Genomic DNA, 14,697 nt, shown 5'->3' with positions numbered 1-14,697 from the left:
TTCGTCGTCGTGGCGGATCAGCGACCGCCGGGCATGCCCGGAGGCATCGCGCCGCGCGGCATCCCGCCGGGGCCGCCGGCACCCTGTGCCTGGGCCTGTGCCTGCATCTGGCGGACGACGGCTTCGGGCAGGAAGTCGATCAGCTCGATGTCGAAGACGAGCGTGGAGTTGGCGGGGATCGGCCCCTTCGCCTCGGCGCCGTAACCGAGCGCGGGCTTGATCCAGACGCGGTACTTGGCGCCCTTCGGCATCAGCTTGAGCGCTTCGGAGAAGCCGGGAACGACGCCGGCGACGGGCATCGGCGTCGGCTGCTGCGACTTGTCGAAGGTGGTGCCGTTGAGCAGCTTGCCTTCATAATTGATGAGCGCGACGTCGCTGTCGGTCGGCTTGGGGGCGCCCGGCGCGCCGGGCTGCACCACCTTATATTGCAACCCCGACGGGGTCGTCACCACGCCGCTCGCACGCGCGTTGCGGGTGAGGAAGTCGTCGCCCTGCCGCGCCAGGAGGAAGGCCGCGAGACAGGCGACGACGATGCCCACCCACAGATAGACGAGATAGGTCCGCTTGATGGGACGCAGCGGAACGGCGGTGACGGTCGACATCTGGGGCACCTGAAGTTGTGGTGCCGGGCCGGCCGTCACCGGTTAACATCTCTAACTTCGCACGAAGACGCATCCGGAGGAAAGCATCTTCGCAGCGATCACAATGACTTAACGCGCACCGTCGCGCTCGGCGCGCTTGCGGTCGAGCTTGCGCGAACGGCGGACGGCGGCGGCACGCTCGCGCGCGCGGCGCTCCGACGGCTTTTCGAAGTGACGGCGCAGCTTCATCTCCCGGTACACGCCCTCGCGCTGCAGCTTCTTCTTGAGCACGCGAAGGGCCTGGTCGACATTGTTGTCGCGGACGACGATCTGCATGGAACTGAAACACTCCGGTCAATAGCTATGGCGGCTGCAGACGAAAGGTCCGCGCCGTGCGAACGGTGCCCGTAGCAGCGAGCGGCCCGATGCGCAACCCGCGCGCCCGCGCCTGCCCGCCGCGCGACACGCGCGGGGATGATCGGCGCCCCGTCTTTCGGCTTGCGGCGCGGATTGTGCAAGCTAATGGTAGCGATAACCAGCTGGGAGAGATGGAAGACGGCGAACGCCGCGGCGGGAACGAGGGCATCGGCGATGCTCCACCCGCCGAGCCGGTCGCCGTACCGTCAGGGCCAGCGCCACGCCGCGCCCGCCGACCGACGTCCGATCGGCCGGTGCGTCCGATCCGGAGAAGAGCCCAATGCCGATACCCTTCGACCCCGCCGACGCGCTCGGCAGCGACTGGCGCAGCGCGCGCTGGCTCGGCCGCATCGATCTGGGCGCCGGCCCGAGCCCGGTGCTGGTCGTCGACGGCATCGCCTATGACATGGCGCGCGTCGCCCCGACCGTCGCCGAACTGGTCGCCGGCGGCAGCTTCGACCACGCGCAGGGCGAGGAGATCGGTGCGCTCGATGCGATCGGCCTGTCGGTCGACGGCCTGCCGCGGCTGCTCAGCCCGATCGACCTGCAATGCGTCAAGGCGGCGGGCGTCACTTTCGCCGTGTCGGCGATGGAGCGCGTCATCGAGGAGCGTGCGCGCGGCGATGCCGGTGCGGCGGCCGAGGTGCGCAGCCGGCTGGAAGGGCGGATCGGCGGCAGCATGCGCGCGGTGGTGCCCGGCTCGCCCGAGGCGGCGGCGCTCAAGCAGGCGCTGATCGACGAGAATTTGTGGTCGCAATATCTCGAGGTGGCGATCGGCCCCGATGCCGAGATCTTCACCAAGGCGCCGGTGCTGGCGACGGTCGGCTGGGGCGCGGACGTCGGCATCCGTTCCGATTCGACGTGGAACAACCCCGAGCCCGAAGTGGTGCTGCTCGCCGGTCCCGACGGCCGCGCGGTCGGCGCGACGCTGGGCAACGACGTCAATCTGCGCGACTTCGAGGGGCGCTCGGCGCTGCTGCTCGGCAAGGCGAAGGACAATAACGCCTCCTGCTCGCTGGGCGCGTTCGTGCGGCTGTTCGACGCCGACTTCACGATGGACGACGTCCGGCAGGCGGAGATCACGCTGCGCATCGAGGGCACCGACGGCTATGCGCTCGACGGCGCCAGCTCGATGAACCAGATCAGCCGCGATCCCGAGGAGCTGCTGCGCCAGGCGCTGAGCGAGCACCAATATCCCGACGGCCTGGTGCTGTTCCTCGGCACGCTGTTCGCGCCGACGCAGGATCGCGACGTGCCCGGCCAGGGCTTCACCCACAAGGTCGGCGACACGGTGGCGATCGAGACGCCGCGGCTCGGCCGGCTGGTCAACACGGTCAGCACCTCGAAGGCGGCGCCACCGTGGCGGTTCGGCCTGACCGCGCTGATCCGCAATCTCGCCGGCCGCGGGTTGCTCGCATGAGCGGGACGGCAATGGACGGCAACGGCCGGCGCGCGCTCTACCCCTCGCTCAGCGGCAAGCGGGTCATCATCAGCGGCGGCGGATCGGGGATCGGCGCGGGGCTGGTCGAGGCGTTCGCGCGACAGGGCGCCAAGGTCGCCTTCGTCGACGTCGCCGAGGCGGACAGCCGCGCGCTGGTCGAGCGATTGGCCGATGCCGCGCACGTGCCGGTGTTCCGCCGGCTCGACCTCACCGATCTCGATGCGCTGGCGTCGGTGTTTGCCGAACTGCAGGCCGAGCTGGGCGGCGTCGACGTGCTGGTCAACAATGCCGCCAACGACGATCGCCATACGGTCGCCGAGGTGACGCCGGCCTATTGGGACCAAAGGATGAACGTCAATCTGCGTCATCAGTTCTTCGCGGCGCAGGCGGTGATCCCGGCGATGAAGGCGGCGGGCGGCGGATCGATCATCAACTTCGGCTCGATCAGCTGGCACCTCGGGCTGGAGGACCTCGTCCTCTACCAGACCGCCAAGGCGGCGATCGAGGGGCTGACGCGCAGCCTCGCCCGGGACCTCGGCCGCGACAATATCCGCGTCAACACGGTGGTGCCGGGCAACGTCAAGACGCCGCGCCAGGAGAAATGGTACACGCCCGAGGGCGAAGCCGAGATCGTCGCGGCGCAATGCCTCGACGGGCGGATCGAGCCCGAGGACATCGCCGCGCTGGTGCTGTTCCTCGCGTCGGAGGATGCGCGCATGTGCACCGCGCACAATTACTGGATGGACGCCGGCTGGCGGTGATGGGGCTGCGGGGGGGGCTGCGTAGGTGATGGCAACGCACGAACTCCTCCCCCGCCAGCGCAGGGCGATCGCAAACGAACCTTCACCTAAGCCCGCCGCGCTCCAAGCCCACCCCGTCACCCCGGACTTGTTCCGGGGTCCACCCTGCGGCGAGGAGAAGGGCTTGGTTCGCCACCCTGCTCTCGCGGCCCGGTGGACCCCGGAACAAGTCCGGGGTGACGGATGGGATGAGGAAACCGATCGAGCCTCATCACCGCAGCCCACGGCGATCCTTCCCCGCCAGCGAGCGCCGGATTGAACGCCCCCAGCCGTTTACAGCCCATGCCGGGGGAATATTGACCCTGCCGCCCCGCACACGCGAGCGAGGAATTTTTGCCCTCTCGTCATCCCGGCGGAAGCCGGGACCCATGGGCCCGGTGCCGCCGGTCGTGGCACGTACCGCCGACCGCCCGTCACCGTGGGTCCCGGCTTTCGCCGGGATGACGAAAAGGGGCGCGCGAGCCGGACGCGTAGGCGGCCGTTTTCCCCCCAAAACCGTCACCGCTCGCTTTGTCGCGCGACTCCTCCTAACCAGCCGGGCGGTATGGACGGGAGCGTGACGCGATGATGGCAGCGGTGCGGCGGTTGGTGTTGCTGGTGATGCTCGTCGCCCTCGCGATCGCGGCGCCGGCCGCGGCGCAGACCACGCCGGTCGAGACCGCCAGCCGGCAGCTCGCCGGCGCCGAGACGGCGCTCGATGCCGTCGACAAGGCGCTCGACGGCAAGGTCGATCGCGAGACGCGCGGCACATTGCGCGATCAGGCGCTCGGCGCGCAGAGCGACGCGCGCGAGGCCGCCGAGCAGTTGCGCAGCCAGCTCGCGCTGGTCGACGCGCGTATCGCCGGGCTCGGGCCGCCGGTCGCCGGCGTGGTCGAGGCGCCCGACATCCGCGCCGAGCGTCGCGCTCTGGCGCAGGCGCGCAGCGCGCTCGATTCGAAGGTGAAGCGCGGCCAGCTCGTCGCGGTCGAGGCGGGGCAGCTCGTCACCGAGATCGACGAGACGCAGGCCGAGGAGATCAACCAGCGGATTGCCGTGCGGACCCCCTCCCCGCTGTCGCCGCATTTCTGGAGCGACATGTTCGCCGCATTGCCGCGCGACAGCCGGCGCGTGTCGACCTTCCTCAGCCGCGAATGGGCGCAGATCGATACCGGCCTGCGCCGCGGGTTTCCGATCGGCGCGCTGCTCGGCGCGCTGCTGGCGCTCGTGATGCTGATCCCGGTGCGGCAGTTCCTGCGCCGGATCGGTCAGCGCTATCTTATCGCCGATGCGCCGGGGCATCGCGTGCGGCGGTCTGCGAATGCCCTGTGGCGGGTGTTCGTCGGGACGACGATGCCGATGGCCGCCGCCTTCCTGTTCGTGCAGGGGCTGCGCTGGTCGGCGCTGCTCGCGCCGGCGTGGAACGCGCTCGCCGACGCGCTGGTGATCGCCGCGGCGTTCAGCGGGCTGACCGCGGCGGTTGGCGCCGCCTTCCTGATGGCGCGGCAGCCGTCGTGGCGGGTGACGACGCTGACCGATGCCACCGCGACCGCGCTGCGGCCGGTGGCGTGGGCGTTCGCGACGCTGACCTTCGTCGTCATCCTCGCCAATGCGTTCAACACCACCGCCGGCGTCAGCCCGACCGCCTTGCTCGGCACGCAGGTCGTCGAGGTGATCGTCCACCTGATCCTGATCGCGGGCACGCTCGTCATCATCGGCCGGCTGCGCGCCGCGGAGGCGGCGGACGGCGAGAGCGAGGCGGAGGCGGCGGCGAGCGCCGGCGTCGGCGCAATCACGCTGGCGGTATGGCTGGTCGTCGCCGGCGCCGGGCTGGCGCTGCTGATCGGCTATGTCGGGCTGGCGATCACGATCACCCAGGCGGTGATCTGGGCGACGTTGCTGGGGGTGAGCACCTATCTGCTGATGGTGGTGATCGACGATGTCGCGACCAGCCTGTTCCAGCGCGACGGCCGCGTCGGGCTGACGCTGCGCCACGGCATGGGGATCAGCGGCAGCGCGGTCGACCAGTTCGGCGTGCTGCTGTCGGCGGTGCTGCGGCTGGCGGTGATCGTCGTCGCGCTCGGGCTGCTGCTCTATCCGTTCGGCGCGGGCTTCGGTTCGTTCCTCGACCGGGTCGGCGGGCTGGCGCGCGGCGTCGAGGTCGGCGGCATCGCGATCTCCCCGGGGACGATCATCCGCTTCGTCGCGGTGCTAGCCCTGGGGCTGTTCCTGGTGCGGCAGTTCACCGGCTGGCTCGACCATCGCTATCTGCCGAGCACCGATCTCGACAGCAGCGTGCGCAACTCGATCAGGCTGGTTGCGCGCTATCTGGCGATCGCGCTGGCGGTGGTATGGGCGCTCGCCTCGCTCGGCATCGGCATGGAGCGGATCGCGCTGCTGCTGTCGGCTTTGTCGGTCGGCATCGGCTTCGGCCTGCAGGCGATCACCTCCAATTTCGTTTCCGGATTGATCCTGCTCGCCGAGCGGCCGATCAAGATCGGCGACCTGATCCGCGTCGGCACCGACGAGGGCGACGTCAAGCGGATCAGCGTGCGCTCGACCGAGATCGAGCTGGCGGATCATTCGACGCTGATCGTGCCCAATTCGGAGCTGATCACCAAATCGGTGCTCAACAAGACGCTCGCCGGGCCGATGGGGCGGATCCAGATCCATTTCTCGGTGCCGATCGCCAGCGATGCCGACCGGGTGCGGGCGATCGTGCTCGAGACGTTCGTCGCCGAGCCGATGGTGCTCGACGCGCCGGCGCCGGCGGTGCTGATCGACGGGATCGGCGACGGCCGCATCCTGTTCAACTGCCTCGCGCACGTCGCCAGCCCGCGCAGCACCGGCGAGGCGCGCAGCAACGTGCTGCTGACGCTGCTACGGCGGATGCGCGACGAGGGGATCGAGCTGGGGACGGTGCCGCAGCGGGTCGAATGGGTGACGGTGCCGCCGCAGCTCGGCGATGCCGCGGCGGGTTGAGGACAACGCGCGACGCGCGTTCCGATGGCGCTTCCACGGCCCTTCTCACCGGCACCCAACATTCGCGGTTATTCGAAAATTCCTTCCCCGCCAGGGGGAGGTGGCGCGGCGAAGCCGTGACGGAGGGGGAGGACACGGAACAGACGTGTCACTTACCTCCCCCTCCGTCATGCCTGCGGCATGCCACCTCCCCCTGGCGGGGGAGGAATTTTGCTAATGTCGTCCGGTCCTAGCCGATCATGCCGGTGCCGGCGTGCTTCCAGCGGCGGTAGCCCTCGCCCATCGCCGGCGGCGGCGGGAGCGTCGCCGGGGTCGGCGCGGTGCCGGCGAGACGGTCGATCACCGCGGCGCGGGCGCGGAAGACGCGGCTGCGCACCGTGCCCATCGGCACGCCGAGGCGGATCGCGGCCTCCTCGTAGGACAGGCCCTCCTGTGCGACGAGCACCAGCGCTTCGGCCTGACCCGGGGTGATGCTGTCGAGCGCGGCGTCGAGGTCGGCGAGCATGACGCCCGATTCCTGATCGGCCGGGGTCACCAGACGGTCGTCGTCGATATCGGGGTTCCACGACACGCTGCGGCCGCCGCGGCGGCGGTCGCTGAGGAACAGGTTGCGCAGGATGCGGAACAGCCAAGCGCGGAAATTGGTGCCCGGCTGGAAGCGGGTCCGCGCCGCCCAGGCGCGCGCCATCGTCTCCTGGACGAGGTCGTCGCCGTCACCCTGATCGCGGCTGAGATGGCGGGCGTACCGCCGGAGCGACGGCAGCACCGCGTCGATCGCGGCGACGAAGCCGCGTTCGGTGAGCACGTCGGACGGCAGAGCGGCGGTGGTCATGCGGTTCATCACTCGACACGAGACAGACTGGACGGGCGCGGCGACGAACGGTGTCGGCGCGGGCGTCGCGAGCCCATAGAGGCAGGTATCGAACGATTACAATACTGACCGGTTCCTTTTTATTTTGCGGTGCAGCATGCCGGCAACACCGGCGCGTAGAGGCGCAGGAAGACGTCGAAGCGCGCGGCGAACGCCTGATCCTCGCACAATCCCTCCAGCGCGACGTCGGGCGCGACGCTGTAGCGCATGCGATTGACCGGACCGGCGAGCAGGTCGAACAGCATGTTGACCTTCCCCTCGACGTCGCCCGCGTCGAGCAGGCCCTGCGCCTGCGCGGTGGCGATCGCGCTCTTCATCGGCGCCATCAGCATGACGTGCCATTGCTGGCGGCGGCGCGCGAAGGCGGCGTCGGTCAGCGAGGCGTGGTCGATGAAGATCGCCAGCCCGACGTTTTCGGGCTTGAGCATCATGTCGAACATGTGGCGGGCGAAGGTGCGCAGGCTGGCGATCGGTTCGGCGACGCTGTCGGCGGTGTCGCGGGCGAAGGCGTGGATCTGGTCCATCTTGTGGCGGATCGCGGCGTCGATCAGCGCGTCCTTGCTGGGAAAGCGGCGGTAGATCGTCTGCTTGGTGACGCCGATGTCCTGCGCCAGCGCATCGATCGACAATGTCGCATAGCGGGCGTCGCGCATCGCCGCGATCGTACCGTCGAGGATCAGCGCCTCGATCGCCTGCGCCTCCTTACGGCTCGGCCGGCCGGCGCGACGCTGCACGGCGCCGCCTGCGCCCGCCCGCACCCCGTCATCCGTCGTCACCGTCATCCGCGCGAGTCCTGCTCCGTTTCCTTCGTCCCTACCGCCGCCACCATGGCCACCGTCCCCGGCGATGTCCACCGCCCGCCCGTTGCCGCGATGGCACACAAGGATTAGGGGGCGGGCTTGCAGGAGACAGGCCAGTGCCAGTGACAGTGACGGCGACGACCGACGCGGCCAGAGCCGGCGATCACGTCGCGATCATCGGCGGCGGCTTTTCGGGGACGCTGCTCGCGATCAACCTGATGCGCCACGACGGACCGCGCGCTACGCTGATCGAACGCCGCCCGGCACAGATGGCGCGCGGCGTCGCCTATAGCGCGGCGCACGAGGAGCATCTGCTCAACGTCCGCGCCGGCAACATGAGCGCGCTGCCCGACGATCCAGGCCATTTCGTCCGCTGGCTGGAGGGCAAGGCGCTGGGCGATGCCAAGACCTTCGTGTCGCGGCGGATCTATGGCGCCTATCTGCGCGAGATGCTCGACGCGGCGGTGGCGGCGAACCCCGGGCGGCTGGCCTTGGTCGAGGGCGCGGTGGTGGCGCTGGCACGCGGGGCGGAGGAGGTGACGCTGACGCTCGACGCCGGCGCTGCGATCGCCGCCGACGTGGCGGTGCTGGCGATCGGCAACCTGCCGCCGCATACCCCGCCGGGCCTCGATCCGGCGGTGCTGCCGGCGGGCTGTTATCGCGCCGATCCGTGGGCGGGCGACATCACCGAGGGGCTGGGGCCGGACGACGCGGTGGTGCTGATCGGCACCGGGCTGACCGCGATCGACGCGGCGCTGCTGCTGGAGGCGGCGGGGTTCGGCGGGCGCGTGGTCGCGATCTCGCGGCGCGGGCTGGTGCCGCGGCCGCATGCCGATACGCCGCCGCAGCCGGGCCTGCGCGAGCGACCGGCGGGGACGCTGTCGCGGCTGGTGCGCCATGTCCGGGACCGCGCCGCGACCGTCGGCTGGCGCGCCGCGGTCGACGAGCTGCGGCCGATCACGCAGATGATGTGGGGAGCGGCGGACGCCGCGACGCGGGCGCGGTTCCTGCGCCACCTGCGGCCCTATTGGGACGTGCATCGCCATCGGCTCGCGCCGGCGGTGGCGGCGCGGGTCGACGCTTTGTGTACGGCCGGACGGCTCGGCTTCACCGCGGGCAAGCTGGTCGGGGCGAGCGCGGACGGCAGCGGCGCGCGCTTGTGCTGGCGGCCGCGCGGGTCCGACGATCGGGTCGAGACGCGGGTGGCGCGGATCGTCAATTGCACCGGGCCGCAGGGCGATCTGATGCGCTCCGACGAGCCGCTGCTGCGCGACCTGCTCGACCACGGGCTGATCCGGCCCGACCCGCTGCGGATCGGGCTCGACGTCGATGCGCAGTCGCAGGTGATCGGCCGCGACGGGATCGCCGATCCGCGCCTGTTCTGCATCGGCCCGATGACGCGCGGCGGACTGTGGGAGGTGGTCGCGGTGCCCGACATCCGCCAGCAGAACTGGACGCTCGCGCGGCGGCTGGCCAATGCGCAATGGGTGGGGGGCGAGGGCCTGTAGCCCCGCCCCCCTGCCCTCTACCAGTTGAGGCCGGCGCGCGCGTAGAGATAGCGGCCGTTGAAGCCGAACGGCGAATAGGACGGAAAGCCGAGCACGCCGGTCGAATTGTTCGCCGCGATCGTCCGGTCGGGGTAGACGTCGAACAGGTTGCTGACGCCGAGCCCGATCTGCGCGCCCTTGGGCGTGGCGTAGCGCAATTCGAAATCGGTGATCGCGTGCTTGCCGGTGTGGACGTCGCCGCTGACCAGCGTCCCCGGCTGGTTGACGTCGCCATAATAGGTCACGCGGGCGAGCGCGCCGAGCCGGTCGAGCGACCAGTCGATCTGCCCCGTCACCTTCTCGCCCGGCGTGCCCTGTTCCAGCGTCAGGATGCGGCTGCGCGCGAACAGCGTCGGCGCCGGGTTGAGCGTCGCGGTCGAGGTCGGCACGCGCGTCACGTCGACCTTGTTGACGTTGCCCGCCAGCGTCAGGTCGAACGCGCCAACGGTGTCGGTCGCCAGCCGGTAATGCGCGACCGCGTCGATGCCCTTGGTGGTCGAGGCGAGGCCGTTGATGAAGAAGCGCGCCGCCGCGGCGCCGGTATTCGTCGCCGCGAGCAGGCGGGCGATCTCGGCGTTGACGGCAGGCGACGGGCTGGAGGACGTCGTGATGTTCTCCGACAGGCCGATCTGGTTGCGGATATGGATGCGATAGGCATCGATTGTCAGGTCGAAGCCGCCTGCGCGGATCACCGTGCCGGCCGAGAGGTTGGTCGACTTCTCGGGTTCGAGCGGCAGGCCGCCGAGCGCGGTGCCGACGGGGCTGGTCGACGGATAGGTGCCGGTCAGCACCGGCACGCCGTTGGTGACGACCGAGGCGATCTGGGTGAAATATTGCTGCTGGAGCGACGGCGCGCGGAAACCGGTCGAGGCGGTGCCGCGCAGCGCGAACCACGGCGTGATGTCGTAGCGTGCCGAGGCCTTGCCCGTCGCGGTCGAGCCGAAGTCCGAATAATCCTCGAACCGGCCGGCGAGACCGACGAGGAACTGGTCGGTGACCTGCGCCTCGAGGTCGAGATAGGCGCTGCCGTTGCGGCGGCTGCGCTCGGTCCGGTTGAGCGGCGAGAAGCCGCCGAAGCCTTGCGCGCCCGGCGTCGCATTGGTCGTCGTGGTGGGGATGCCGGTGAAGGTACCGTCCACCGGATAATCATAGGAGGCGCGCTCACCGGCGAGGATCTTATAGCCCTCGCGGCGTACCTCGACGCCGAAGGCGACGTTGAGCGACTGCAAGACGTCGAACTGGCGGGTGACGTCGAGTCCGGCGACATATTGATCGTAGATCGTCGCGCCGTCGTAGAAGTTGCGCGGCGTCGCAGTGCCATAGGCATAGTTCGCCGAGTTCAGCGTACGATAGTCGATCCGGTTGCGGCCGTAGCTCAGAGAGAGGTCGATATTGAAACCGCCGACGTCACCGCGGATGCCGGCGGCCGAATTGATATCTTTCGACTTGGTGTTGATGATCGGCAGGAACCCATCGGGATAGCCCGCGCGGGTAAGCAGCGCGAGCGCGGCGGCCGACGCAGCGGGGGTGACCGACACCACGCGCGGGAAGGCCGCGCTGCGGCTGTCGCGATCCTGATAGCCGCCGAAGGCGTAGAGCTTGAGACTGTCGGTCAGCGAGGTGCCGGCGTTGACGAAGCCGGTATATTGCTCGACCTCGGGATCGCCGTAGCGACCGGTGACGCGGCGCGGCGAGACGCGGGTGTCGATGTCGGCGCGATTGGTCGGCTGGCGCTTGGTATATTCGCCCGATACGGTGATGAAGCCGTCGTCGCCGAAGCCGATCCCCTGCCACGCCGTGGCGGTGACCGCGTGCTCGCCCTTCACCTCGCGGCGGTTGTTGGCGGTGTCGACCTGCGTGTCGTAGAAGCCGTAGGTGACCGAGCCGCCACCGCCGCTGCGCGCCTCGCGCAGGCGCAGGTTGATGACGCCGGCGATCGCATCCGAGCCATATTGCGCCGAGGCGCCGTCGCGCAGCACCTCGATCCGGTCGAGCGCGACGGTCGGCACGGTGTTGAGATCGACCGCCGCCGAACCGCGGCCGACGCTGCCGTTGGTGTTGACCAGCGACGAGGCATGCGCGCGGATGCCGTTGATCAGCACCAGCGTCTGGTCGGGCGACAGGCCGCGCAGCGTCGCCGGGCGGATCGCATCGGTGCCGTCGGTCGCCGACGGCCGCGGGAAGTCGATCGACGGTGCGATCGCGGCGAGCGCGCTCGCCAGTTCGGTCGTCCCCTGCCGCTGCAGGCTGGCGCCGCTCAGCACGTCGACCGGCGCGACGCTGTCGAGGCGACTGCGCCCGGCGCTGCGGGTGCCGGTTACGATGATGTCGTCGCCCTCGTTGGACTGCGCCGCGGCGTCGGCGACGGGCGCAGCTTGCGCCGGTTCGGCGACCGCGGGGGGCTGGTCCTGCTGGGCGGGCGCGGGAGCGGCTTGCGCCGCGAGCGCGGCGGAACTCGCCGCGAGCAGAAGTTCGCTGATAATCGTCACGATCGACCCCCTATACTGGTCCGTATTCGGTGCGCTGTTGCGCGTGCAGCGCAGCATAGCCGAATAAGCCCATGACGACGGGCGAAGAAAAACTTTGCGGTGGGTGAGGCCGGCGTGGGGGATGCGATGTCTCGCGCCGACGTTCGCCGCCTGCCGCCGTTCGGCAACACGCCACATGCACCCCGGCGAAGGCCGGGGCCCAGTTGGGAAAGCCGCCGTAAGTGACGACGAACGTCACCCAACTGGGCCCCGGCCTCCGCCGGGGTACGGCCCTGATACGGCTCGCATCGCCGCCGACGCGGCGTGTCCATGGGTCCCGGCGTTCGCCGGGATGACGATCTCTCCCGAGTGCGAAGGCGATCCCCGTCAGCGCGGCCACGACGTGATCGGGTTTCGCGCAGAGGCGCAGAGACGCAGAGATGTTGCGTTCGACGTCGCGACCCGCGCCCCGCGAGCCGTTGAGATCGCAGGTGAGATTGCCTCACGGGCTACCCCTCCGCGCCTCCGCGCCTCCGCGCGAAACATTCCTTCTTCGAAGGATCGACGGCGATCCGGCGGGCGAGGCAAGGCAAGGCAGCAGATCTTCACCCGCGTCCGCATCTCAGCCCCCCCCACCGCTCACCCGCGCGCCAGCCGCTCGTAGAAGCCGCCGAACGTGCCGTCGGGGGTGACCAGATGGACCTCGATGATCCAGTGGCGCCGCCGTCCGAAGGCGTCGGGATCGCTCAGCGGCAACGGATTGGCCGGGCTGATATGATGCGCCTGCCGCTCGCCGGGCAGCCGCGCGTGCGGGAATTCGGCGACGATATGTCCGGCGATCCGCCCGCCGAAGCGATAGCCCGCCGCCGCCGCGCCGGCGCAGGCATATGCGTAGAGCGCCGCGCCGGTGATGTCCGGCTCGGCCGCCAGCCGCTGCGCGATCGCGGCGAACTGGCGCGGCAGTTCGGCGACGAGCGCCTGCTTGGCGGGATCGTCGCCGACCGCATAGCTCTGCCCGACATCCGCCTCCCAGGTGCCGAACACCGGGCCGAGATCGACGAAGACGATATCGTCCGGCTGCACCGTCACGATCGGCGGATTGTCCGCGGCGATCGCCAGCGTGTTCGGCCCGGCGCGGACGATGCGCTTGTGCCAGTCGCGCTCGACGCCGAACGCGTCGCGCGCGATGCCGCGGATATCCTGCTCGATCTCGCGCTCGCTGCGTCCCGGCCGGATCAGCCCGCGCGCCTCGATCATCTCGAGCAGCGCCAGCGCCCGGTCCTCCGCCGCCAGCAACGCGGCGAGGCGCGTGTCCTCGGCTTCATTCATCTCGTCCATCGCTTCACCCCCCAGTTGAAAATCCGGAACCGGTTCACCGCGCGGGCGCATCGCTCGCCGCGATCATGCCGATCGATGCGGTCATCACCATCGCGATCGCGCCCCATTGCGCCGGCGTCAGCGTCTCGCCGAGCAGCGCCACGCCCGCCACCGCCCCCACCGCCGGCTCCAGACTCAGCAGCACGCCGAGGCTGTGCGCCGGAATGTGTTTGAGCGCGATCATCTCCAGCGAATAGGGGATGGCGCTCGACAGCAGCGCGGCGATCAGCCCCAGCCCGAGCCACGCCGGGGTGAGCAGCGCCGTCCCCGCCTGCGCGACGCCGATCGGCACGACCAGCAGCGCCGCGCTCGCCATGCCGAACGCCACCGCCTGTCCCGCGGGCAGATGCGCGGTCCGCTTGCCGAAGACGATGTAGCAGGCCCAGCCGGTCGCCGCGCCGAGTGCGAACAGGATGCCGACCGGATCGAGCGCCTGCGTGCCGACGCGCAGCGGCAGCAGCAGCGCCAGCCCCGCGACCGCCAGCGCCGCCATCGCGACATGCACCGCCCGGCGCGCGTGGATTAGCGATACCGCCAGCGGCCCGAGAAACTCGATCGCGATCGTCGGGCCGAGCGGCAGCGTGCGCAAAGCCATGTAGAAGCACAGGTTCATCGATCCGAGCGCGACGCCGTAGCGGACGATCCGCGCCGCATCCGCCCGCGCGAGTCCGAATCGCCACGGCCGCACCACCACGAGCAGGACGATCGCCGAAAAGCCGACGCGATACGCGCTCGTCCCCTCGGCGCCGACCAACGGGAACAGCCGCTTGGCGAAGGACGTGCCGACGCAGAAGGTCATGATCGACGTGATGAGCGCCGCATAGGGCAGCAGGCGGTGCCGCGCGCCGGGTGGATATCGGGTCTCCATAGCGACCTTCTAGCGGCGGTCGGGCGACGGCGGTCGTCCTAATCTGGCATCGCGCGGCGGATCGCGGCATAATCTGACCGAACATGACCGAAACCGTCGCCCTTGATCCCTTCGACCATCGGCTGCTCGACCTCGTCCGGCGCGACAATCTGCTGCCGGCGCGGGTGCTAGCCGACCGCGTCGGACTATCCGAAAGCGCCGTCCTGCGGCGGCTGCGACGGCTGCGCAGCACCGGGGTGATCGTCGCCGATGTCGCGGTGATCGATCCCGCCCGGCTTACCCCGTCGATCACGATCCACGTCCTCGTCCAGCTCCACCAGAGCAACCTGCGCGCCGAAACCGCCTTCGCGCAGCGGATGCAGGCGCGATCCGAGGTGGTCGGCGCCTGGAACGTCACCGGCCGCACCGACTTCCTGCTGATCGTCGCGGTGCCGACGATCGCGGCCTATCAGCATTTCGCCGATACGATGCTGGCGGCGGACGACGCCGTGCTGCAGTTCGAGACGTTGGTCACGCTGCGCGAGATCGTCCGCTACGACCCGGCGCGCGGCCGGCCGCTGCTCTGACGG

The 14,697-nt window shown here is 70.2% G+C and carries 12 protein-coding genes; 5 read left to right on the top strand and 7 right to left on the bottom strand.

Translation table 11 applies throughout. The features are described 5' to 3' along the window. Positions 1-17: 17 nt before the first annotated feature. Together AC07U4_RS01045 and rpsU are read right to left on the bottom strand one after the other, a co-directional pair. A complete protein-coding gene (locus tag AC07U4_RS01045) occupies positions 18-602 on the bottom strand; it encodes an FKBP-type peptidyl-prolyl cis-trans isomerase (RefSeq protein WP_495194130.1) in 585 nt (194 codons plus the stop codon). Positions 603-710: 108 nt separating this feature from the next. Next, positions 711-917: a 30S ribosomal protein S21 gene (gene rpsU, locus AC07U4_RS01040; RefSeq protein WP_038658749.1), complete on the bottom strand. Its 207-nt coding sequence runs from the start codon at positions 915-917 to the stop codon at positions 711-713. 361 nt (positions 918-1,278) lie between these two features. Between rpsU and AC07U4_RS01035 the strand changes: the two genes are divergently transcribed. From AC07U4_RS01035 to AC07U4_RS01025, 3 genes are all read left to right on the top strand, one after another. Continuing rightward, complete coding sequence (locus AC07U4_RS01035; protein WP_495194129.1) at positions 1,279-2,418, top strand: fumarylacetoacetate hydrolase family protein; 1,140 nt, start codon at positions 1,279-1,281, stop codon at positions 2,416-2,418. Then, complete coding sequence (xylB, locus tag AC07U4_RS01030) at positions 2,415-3,200, top strand: D-xylose 1-dehydrogenase (RefSeq protein WP_495194128.1); 786 nt, start codon at positions 2,415-2,417, stop codon at positions 3,198-3,200. The genes AC07U4_RS01035 and xylB overlap by 4 nt, the downstream gene beginning before the upstream one ends. A gap of 603 nt (positions 3,201-3,803) precedes the next feature. Continuing rightward, positions 3,804-6,197 (top strand): DUF3772 domain-containing protein, encoded by a 2,394-nt coding sequence (locus AC07U4_RS01025; RefSeq protein ID WP_495194127.1) that lies wholly within the window; start codon positions 3,804-3,806, stop codon positions 6,195-6,197. 229 nt (positions 6,198-6,426) lie between these two features. Here the strand turns inward: AC07U4_RS01025 and AC07U4_RS01020 are convergent, their stop codons facing one another. Continuing rightward, positions 6,427-7,029: an RNA polymerase sigma factor gene (locus AC07U4_RS01020; RefSeq protein ID WP_495194126.1), complete on the bottom strand. Its 603-nt coding sequence runs from the start codon at positions 7,027-7,029 to the stop codon at positions 6,427-6,429. A gap of 119 nt (positions 7,030-7,148) precedes the next feature. Beyond that, on the bottom strand, positions 7,149-7,850 hold the full coding sequence (locus AC07U4_RS01015; protein WP_081974294.1) for a TetR/AcrR family transcriptional regulator: 702 nt from the start codon (positions 7,848-7,850) through the stop codon (positions 7,149-7,151). Positions 7,851-7,984: 134 nt separating this feature from the next. On the opposite strand from AC07U4_RS01015, the gene AC07U4_RS01010 reads away from it, so the two are divergent. Next, on the top strand, positions 7,985-9,376 hold the full coding sequence (locus AC07U4_RS01010; protein WP_495194125.1) for an FAD/NAD(P)-binding protein: 1,392 nt from the start codon (positions 7,985-7,987) through the stop codon (positions 9,374-9,376). 17 nt (positions 9,377-9,393) lie between these two features. Here the strand turns inward: AC07U4_RS01010 and AC07U4_RS01005 are convergent, their stop codons facing one another. From AC07U4_RS01005 to AC07U4_RS00995, 3 genes are all read right to left on the bottom strand, one after another. Further along, a complete protein-coding gene (locus tag AC07U4_RS01005) occupies positions 9,394-11,904 on the bottom strand; it encodes a TonB-dependent receptor plug domain-containing protein (protein WP_495194124.1) in 2,511 nt (836 codons plus the stop codon). Between the two features lie 618 nt (positions 11,905-12,522). Beyond that, positions 12,523-13,221: a M24 family metallopeptidase gene (locus AC07U4_RS01000; protein ID WP_495194123.1), complete on the bottom strand. Its 699-nt coding sequence runs from the start codon at positions 13,219-13,221 to the stop codon at positions 12,523-12,525. 34 nt (positions 13,222-13,255) lie between these two features. Further along, a complete protein-coding gene (locus tag AC07U4_RS00995; RefSeq protein WP_495194122.1) occupies positions 13,256-14,128 on the bottom strand; it encodes an EamA family transporter in 873 nt (290 codons plus the stop codon). An 83-nt stretch (positions 14,129-14,211) separates the two neighbouring features. On the opposite strand from AC07U4_RS00995, the gene AC07U4_RS00990 reads away from it, so the two are divergent. After that, positions 14,212-14,694 carry an Lrp/AsnC family transcriptional regulator gene (locus AC07U4_RS00990; RefSeq protein ID WP_495194121.1) on the top strand — a complete coding sequence of 161 codons (483 nt, stop codon included), beginning with the start codon at positions 14,212-14,214 and terminating at the stop codon, positions 14,692-14,694. The last annotated feature ends 3 nt before the right edge of the window (positions 14,695-14,697 follow it).

The organism is Sphingomonas sp. GW821-FHT02B09, from assembly GCF_059421875.1.
Note: the sequence above shows the minus strand (reverse complement) of the source record. Positions and strands in the feature narration are given on the sequence as shown.

Excerpts from the sequence above, each read along its gene's own strand:
- AC07U4_RS00995 (WP_495194122.1), bottom strand. The coding sequence starts at position 14,128 with ATGGAGACCCGATATCCACCCGGCGCGCGGCACCGCCTGCTGCCCTAT.
- xylB (WP_495194128.1), top strand. The coding sequence starts at position 2,415 with ATGAGCGGGACGGCAATGGACGGCAACGGCCGGCGCGCGCTCTACCCC.
- AC07U4_RS01015 (WP_081974294.1), bottom strand. The coding sequence starts at position 7,850 with ATGACGGTGACGACGGATGACGGGGTGCGGGCGGGCGCAGGCGGCGCC.
- rpsU (WP_038658749.1), bottom strand. The coding sequence starts at position 917 with ATGCAGATCGTCGTCCGCGACAACAATGTCGACCAGGCCCTTCGCGTG.
- AC07U4_RS01020 (WP_495194126.1), bottom strand. The coding sequence starts at position 7,029 with ATGACCACCGCCGCTCTGCCGTCCGACGTGCTCACCGAACGCGGCTTC.
- AC07U4_RS01025 (WP_495194127.1), top strand. The coding sequence starts at position 3,804 with ATGATGGCAGCGGTGCGGCGGTTGGTGTTGCTGGTGATGCTCGTCGCC.
- AC07U4_RS01035 (WP_495194129.1), top strand. The coding sequence starts at position 1,279 with ATGCCGATACCCTTCGACCCCGCCGACGCGCTCGGCAGCGACTGGCGC.
- AC07U4_RS01045 (WP_495194130.1), bottom strand. The coding sequence starts at position 602 with ATGTCGACCGTCACCGCCGTTCCGCTGCGTCCCATCAAGCGGACCTAT.
- AC07U4_RS01000 (WP_495194123.1), bottom strand. The coding sequence starts at position 13,221 with ATGGACGAGATGAATGAAGCCGAGGACACGCGCCTCGCCGCGTTGCTG.
- AC07U4_RS00990 (WP_495194121.1), top strand. The coding sequence starts at position 14,212 with ATGACCGAAACCGTCGCCCTTGATCCCTTCGACCATCGGCTGCTCGAC.